This window comes from Caulobacter sp. CCH9-E1 (assembly GCF_001556515.1).
Classification (GTDB): Bacteria; Pseudomonadota; Alphaproteobacteria; order Caulobacterales; family Caulobacteraceae; genus Caulobacter.
Genome location: NZ_LSJA01000117.1, coordinates 20754 through 27238 on the forward strand (window position 1 = coordinate 20754; position 6485 = coordinate 27238).

General features: G+C 69.9%; 7 protein-coding genes. 5 read left to right on the plus strand and 2 right to left on the minus strand.

Annotated elements, in window-relative coordinates; genetic code table 11:
- Nucleotides 1–144: 144 nt before the first annotated feature.
- Nucleotides 145–1110, plus strand: a complete 966-nt coding sequence (locus AX690_RS07615) for a CPBP family intramembrane glutamic endopeptidase (protein ID WP_231732141.1) — start codon at nucleotides 145–147, stop codon at nucleotides 1108–1110.
- 222 nt (nucleotides 1111–1332) lie between these two features.
- Nucleotides 1333–1833: a cupin domain-containing protein gene (locus AX690_RS07620; protein WP_066683253.1), complete on the plus strand. Its 501-nt coding sequence runs from the start codon at nucleotides 1333–1335 to the stop codon at nucleotides 1831–1833.
- Between the two features lie 3 nt (nucleotides 1834–1836).
- On the opposite strand, the gene AX690_RS07625 is transcribed toward AX690_RS07620, so the two are convergent.
- Nucleotides 1837–3114: a pseudouridine synthase gene (locus tag AX690_RS07625; protein ID WP_066683200.1), complete on the minus strand. Its 1278-nt coding sequence runs from the start codon at nucleotides 3112–3114 to the stop codon at nucleotides 1837–1839.
- 56 nt (nucleotides 3115–3170) lie between these two features.
- On the opposite strand from AX690_RS07625, the gene AX690_RS07630 reads away from it, so the two are divergent.
- The gene (locus AX690_RS07630) at nucleotides 3171–3671 is read left to right on the plus strand and encodes a nucleoside deaminase (RefSeq protein ID WP_082769555.1); all 501 of its coding nucleotides are present in this window, start codon (nucleotides 3171–3173) and stop codon (nucleotides 3669–3671) included.
- Here AX690_RS07630 and AX690_RS07635 read toward each other — a convergent pair.
- On the minus strand, nucleotides 3664–4083 hold the full coding sequence (locus tag AX690_RS07635) for a hypothetical protein (protein WP_066683251.1): 420 nt from the start codon (nucleotides 4081–4083) through the stop codon (nucleotides 3664–3666). The genes AX690_RS07630 and AX690_RS07635 overlap by 8 nt on opposite strands.
- 119 nt (nucleotides 4084–4202) lie before the next feature.
- On the opposite strand from AX690_RS07635, the gene pseB reads away from it, so the two are divergent.
- The gene (gene pseB, locus AX690_RS07640) at nucleotides 4203–5243 is read left to right on the plus strand and encodes a UDP-N-acetylglucosamine 4,6-dehydratase (inverting) (RefSeq protein ID WP_066683203.1); all 1041 of its coding nucleotides are present in this window, start codon (nucleotides 4203–4205) and stop codon (nucleotides 5241–5243) included.
- Nucleotides 5240–6400: a UDP-4-amino-4,6-dideoxy-N-acetyl-beta-L-altrosamine transaminase gene (gene pseC, locus AX690_RS07645; RefSeq protein WP_066683204.1), complete on the plus strand. Its 1161-nt coding sequence runs from the start codon at nucleotides 5240–5242 to the stop codon at nucleotides 6398–6400. The genes pseB and pseC overlap by 4 nt, the downstream gene beginning before the upstream one ends.
- Nucleotides 6401–6485: the final 85 nt, after the last annotated feature.

Below are 6485 nucleotides of genomic sequence, written 5' to 3' on the forward strand. Positions count from 1 at the left end.
ATCCCGACCGCTCATCGTGCTTCCCTTGCAACCCATGACGGTCTGTGTGCCGCCGTCGGCGCGCCGCGGCAAGCGCGCGCTTTACAAGTGGGCCGCCGCCCCCTCTTAGTCGCCTGTGAAGGGAAGGGCGATCGAACGATGCGCATGGGCGAGATCCTGGAGGCGGCGAGGCGTTCGCCCTTTCTGGGCGACCTGTCGCCGTACGACCGCGACCCGTGGCGCACACTGTTCGCCGTGCCGGTCGGCGTGTTGGCCGGCGCCGTGGCCGCCCTGCTGGGCGCGATCACCGCGACCCTGGCGGCCCTGCTGATCGTCAGCGGCCTGGACGGCGCCCCGGCGGCCGGGGACCTGTTCCAGATCTTCACCGACCCGACCCTGACCGATCCGTCGGCGCGCCAGTCGCTGTTCCTGCTGGCGGTGCTGGCCGGCGTCAATCTGGGCGCGGCGGTCGGCTTCGTCTACGCGGCCGGCGCCATTCACCACCGCAAGATCACCGAATACGTCAATAGCGGGGGCCGCTTCCGCAAGCGTCTGCTGATTGGCGGCCTGGTGATCGTGGGCGCGACGATGACCGGCCTGGTCGCTGTCGCCGCCGTCACCGGCCAGCCCATCGATCCGCCGCTGTGGCGCACTTCGCCCAATCTCGTCGGTCGCACCCTCTACGCCGCCATGGCGGTCGGCCTGCTGATCCTGGCCGCGGCGGCCGAGGAGCTGGTGTTCCGAGGCTGGCTGCTGAAGCAGAGCGCCGCCTATGTCCGCGATCCGATCGTGCTGATGGCGCTGAACGGTCTGCTGTTCGCCGCCATCCACCTCGACCCCAATATCGACGCCTTCATCGTCCGCGCGGCGATGGGCGCGGGCCTGACCTGGATGGCCCTGCGCCTGGGCGGCATTGAGCTGGGCATCGGCGCCCACGCGGCCAACAACGCGGTGATCCTGTTGCTGATTCGCCCGATGACCACCCGCCCCGACGCGCCGCACGAGTTCAAGGCGGGCTTGATCGCCAGCGCTCTCGTCATGCTGGCCGGCCTGATCGGCGTCGCCGAACTGGCGGCCCGCTGGCCGGCGCTTCGCCGCTGGACGCGCGAACAAACGCCGGCGGCGGCGTGAGGGTCAAAGAAGAATTCCTTCTCCCCTTGTGGGAGAAGGTGTCGGCGTAGCCGACGGATGAGGGGTCGGTGAGCCTGTCCGGATATCGGAGCACAACCCCTCACCCGACCTGCTTCGCAGGCCACCCTCTCCCGCAAGGGGAGAGGGAACAACTTCAACAGCGGATCAAGGGCCGTGCTTGGTCTCTGAACTCGCGGCGTAGGGAGAGTTGCGGTGAAGACCATGGTGAGAGCCTTCACGATCGGCGCGGCGGCGTTGACGCTCGCCCTATCGTCCGGCGCCGCTTCGGCCCAGGCGCCCCCCGCTCCGGCCGCCGACCCGACCAGCTTCGCCAGCGCCGCGGACGTGCAGGCGCAGCTACGCCTGATGTTGGCCGAAATGAAGCCCGAGCAGGGGTTCATGTGGCGTCCGGTGGTACGCGACGGCGCGAACGTGGCGGCGATCGAGATCTGGAAGAAGCCCGGCCGCCCCGCCGTTCATCCCGACCAGGCCGAATACGCCATCGTGCTGGAAGGCGCGGGAACCCTGCTCTCGGGCGGCGTCATGGCCGATCCCAAGGTCAGCAACCCCACCCTGGTCGAGGGCAGCCGGATCGACGGCGGCGTGACCCGCCCCCTGGCCCCGGGCGACGTCATCCTGGTTCCCGCCGGCGTCCCGCACTGGTTCGGGATCACCGGCGAACGGCTGGTCCTGCTGGGGATCAAGCTACCCGCCGGGAAGTGAGCGCTAGCGCTTAGGACCGCCGCGGGGCGCGGGACCCCGGCCGCCGGTCGGGCGAGCGCCAGCGGGACGGGCGCCAGGCGGGCGAGCGGCGGGCCGGCCCGTCGGCCTCCCCGGCTTTTCCGACACCCGACGCGCCGCGCCGTCAGCCGGCTTCGCGCCAGGACGCGCCGTCATCGGCTTGCCGCGCGCGGCCGGCTTCTTGTCGTCGATGAACTTGGTTTCGATCGACTTGGCCGGCGCGCGCTTAGCCTTGGCCGGCCCCTTGGCGGGACCATGCGGCGAGGCCTTCTTCTTCGGCTTCGCCCAGCCGGCCTTGTAGACCGGCTTCTCAGGCTTTTCCGGCGCCTTGGCCTCGATGATGCGATCGGCGCGCGGGACGCCGCGACGCTGCAGGTCGCCGCCGCCCTCGGTGCCCGGCGCCTTCACCGGATTGGCGATCCCGGCGAACTTCGGACGATCGCCCGTCGGCATGTTCTCGGGCGGCACGACGCCCTCCAGCAGCTCGCGGATCACGCGGGGCCCGACCTCCTCGATCTGGCCGGCCGCCAGGGTTCCCAGGGCGAACGGGCCGTAGGACATGCGGATCAGGCGGTTGACCTTCAGGCCGACCGACTCCAGCACCTTGCGGACCTCGCGGTTCTTGCCTTCCGACAGCGACACCGTGATCCAGATGTTCTTGCCGCCGCCGGCCTTGTCGTGGGCCTTGTCCAGCTTGGCCTCGATCGGGCCGTACTTGACGCCCTCCACCGTCACGCCGTCCTTCAGCGTATCGAGCTTGGCCTGGGTGGTGTCGCCGAAGGCGCGGGCGCGATAGCGGCGGACCCAGGCGTTGCTGGGCGTCTCCAGGGCGCGCGACAGCTCGCCGTCATTGGTCAGCAGCAGCAGGCCCTCGGAGTTCAAGTCCAGGCGCCCGACCGAGATCAGGCGCGGCAGGTCCCTGGGCAGGGTCTGGAACACCGTCGGCCGACCCTTGGGGTCGTTGTGGGTGGTCATCAGCCCCGTGGGCTTGTGGTAGCGGAAAATCCTGGTCGGCTCGCGCTCGGCCACCAGCTGACCGTCGACAGTCAGGAAGTCGCCCGGCTTGACCTTGACCGCCGGGGTCGTCAGCACCTTGCCGTTGATCGCCACGCGGCCGGCCTCGATCAGGCGCTCGACCTCGCGCCGCGAGGCCACGCCGGCCCGCGCCAGGGCCTTGGCGACCCGCTCGCCGGGACCGCCGTCGAGCTCCCCGTCTTGACCGTCGAGTTCAGGCTCGTACAGGGGATCGTGGGGTTGGGTCACGTCGGTTTCCTTCTAGGGCTGGGCGCATCTCACGATGGGCTTTTCAGGGTCTGCTAATGCGCACCGATCAGGACGAGGATCAAGGCTCCGAGCAGGATAGGCGCATGATGCGCCTGGCGCTGGACGCGGCGCGCGCGGCCGCGGAGGCGGGCGAGACGCCGGTGGGCGCGGTGATCCTCGATCCGAAGACCGGCGAGGTGCTGGCGGTCGCCGGCAACGGGCCGATCGCCGCGCACGATCCCACCGCCCACGCCGAGATCGCCGCGATGCGGGCGGCGGCCGCCAAGCTGGAGAACTATCGGCTGACCGACCTCACCCTGGTCGTGACGCTGGAGCCCTGCGCCATGTGCGCCGGCGCGATCAGCCACGCGCGGATCGGCCGGGTGGTGTTCGGCGCCGAGGACCCGAAGGGCGGCGCGGTCGTCCACGGTCCGAGGTTCTTCGCTCAAGCCACCTGCCACTGGCGGCCGGAGGTCACCGGCGGGGTGCTGGCCGAGGAAAGCGCCGAGCTCTTGCGCGGCTTCTTCCGGGCGCGCCGGAAGTCGAAAACTAGCTGATCAGGGCCGAGCCCAGCAGGACCTTGGAGCCAGGCTTGCCCAGCACCTGGTCCGCGGCCTTCTGAAGCTCGCGGGCGACATGGTCCATGTCCGGCGCCGCGCCGCCGCGCAGGCCCGCGGCGTAGACCATCAGCACCTGGGCGAAGGCGGCCCTCAGGCGCGGGCTGGAGGCCTGGGCCCGCTTCATCAGCTCCGGATCCTTGACCTCCAGGCCCGTCTCCAGCGTGATGACCCCGCGACGCCCGTCGCGGCGCATGATCACCGCGTTGATCGGCGCCAGGGCGAAATAGGTGACCGCCTCTTCCTTCTTCTTCTCGCCGGCCTCGCGAGCGAAGGCGGGCCCGGGCGCGGCCAGGGGCGCGACCGCCAGCAGGGCGGCGAGCAGGAGCGAAAGCGGGCGAGAGCGGCGCATGGCGCCTGGATACATCGCCGCGAGTTGACGTCCTCTTTACGTCTGCGGGCGCACACAAGGGATTAACCACGATTCGTGATCGCGGCCGCCGGCTGGCCGCGCGCCTCAGGAGACAGAACTTGGGCCGTTTCTCTCCCAAATCCCTCGATCTGGACGGCAAGGTGATCCTGGTCACCGGCGGCACCGGCTCGTTCGGCCGGCGCTTCATCGAGACCATCCTGCGCCGCTACGCTCCGCGGAAAGTCATCGTCTACTCCCGCGACGAATTGAAGCAGAGCGACATGCAGATCGAGCTGCGCGAGCAGTTCGACGACAAGACCTACGCCAAGATGCGCTTCTTCCTGGGCGACGTCCGCGACCGCGAGCGCCTGACCCTCGCTTTGCGCGGCGTCGACATCGTGATCCACGCCGCGGCCCTGAAGCAGGTGCCGGCGGCCGAGTACAACCCGTCCGAATGCATCCACACCAACGTGCTCGGCGCCGAGAACGTGGTCTGGGCCAGCCTCAGCAATGGCGTGAAACAGGTGGTGGCCCTGTCGACCGACAAGGCCTGCAACCCGACCAACCTCTATGGCGCCACCAAGCTGGCCTCGGACAAGACCTTCGTGGCGGCCAACAACCTGTCGGGCGACATCGGCACGCGGTTCTGCGTGGTGCGCTACGGCAACGTGGTCGGCTCGCGCGGCAGCGTGGTGCCGCTGTACCGCCGCATGCTCAGCAACGGCGCCACCGAACTGCCGGTCACCGACCCGCGCATGACCCGCTTCTGGATCACCCTGAACGAAGGCGTCGACTTCGTGCTGTCGTCCCTGACGATGATGCGCGGCGGCGAGATCTTCGTTCCGAAGATCCCCTCGATGGCCATGCCCGACCTCGTGAAGGCCATGTCGCCGACCGCCGGCATGAAGGTGATCGGCATCCGCCCCGGCGAGAAGCTGCACGAGATCATGATCAGCGCCGACGACGCCCGCGCCACCATCGAGTTCGAGGACCGCTACGCGATCGAGCCCAACTTCGCCGAGTTCGGCCGCAAGCCCTATTCCGCCGCCGACGGCGCCAAGCCGGTGGCCGAGGACTTCTCGTACAGCAGCGACAACAACCACGACTGGCTGTCGCCGGAAGGCCTCCTCGCGATGCTGGAGGAGAAGGCCGCGCGATGAGCGGGTCTTTCCTCCCCTACGGCCGCCAGACGATCGAGGACGACGACATCGCGGCCGTCGCGGAGGCCCTGCGCGGCGACTTCCTGACCACTGGCCCGACGGTCGAGGCGTTCGAGACGGCCTTCGCCAAAAAGGTCGGCGCGGCCCACGCCATCGCCGTCTCCAACGGCACGGCGACCCTGCACCTGGCGATGATGGCGCTTAAGATCGGCGAGGGCGACGTCTGCATCGCCCCCTCCGTCACCTTCCTGGCGACCGCCAACTGCGCGCGCTATGTCGGCGCCGAGGTGGTGTTCGCCGATGTCGACCCCGACAGCGGCCTGATGACGCCGGAGACCCTGGCGCAAGCCTTGGAGCGAGCGGCCGGCCGCCGCGTGAAGGCGATCCTGCCCGTCCACCTGCGCGGCGACGTCTGCGACCTGCCGCCTTTAAAGGCCCTGGCCGACGCGGCCGGCGCGGTCCTGGTCGAGGACGCCCCGCACGCCCTGGGCTCGATCGCGACTTTCGACGGGCTCGCCCATCCGGTCGGCGACGGCGCCTATTCCAGCTTCGCCAGCTTCTCGTTCCACCCGGTCAAGACCCTGGCCACCGGCGAGGGCGGCATGCTGACCACCAACGACGCGACCCTGGCGGCTCGGGCGCGCTTGCTGCGCTCGCACGGCATGGTGCGGCCCGCCGGCGGCGATCACTGGTGGTACGAGATGCCGGAGCTGGGCTTCAACTACCGCATCCCCGACGTGCTCTGCGCCCTGGGCCTGTCGCAGCTGAACAAGCTGGATCGCTTCATCGCCCGCCGCCGGGCGCTGACCGCGCTCTACGCCCGACTGCTGCCCGAGCGCGCGCCCAAGGCGCGACTGTCGACGAGCCCCGCCCATTCGGACGCCGCCCTGCACCTTCTGACCGTGCTGATCGACTTCGAAGGCCTGGGCCTTACCCGCCGCGCCGTCGTCGAGGCGCTGAAGGCCAAGGGCGTCGGGACCCAGGTCCACTACATCCCGGTCCACCGCCAGCCCTACTACGTGAACCGCCAGGGCCTAGCCGACCTGCCCGGCGCCGACGCCTGGTACAGGCGCTGCCTGACCCTGCCGCTCTTTCCGGCCATGACCGACGGCGACGTCGAGCGGGTGGTGGACGCCCTGGCCGAGGTGTTGGGGTAGAGCCTTCAAACCGCGAGAGCGGACGTTGAATCCCTCTCCCCTTGCGGGAGAGGGTGGCCGCCGAAGGCGGTCGGGTGAGGGGTCG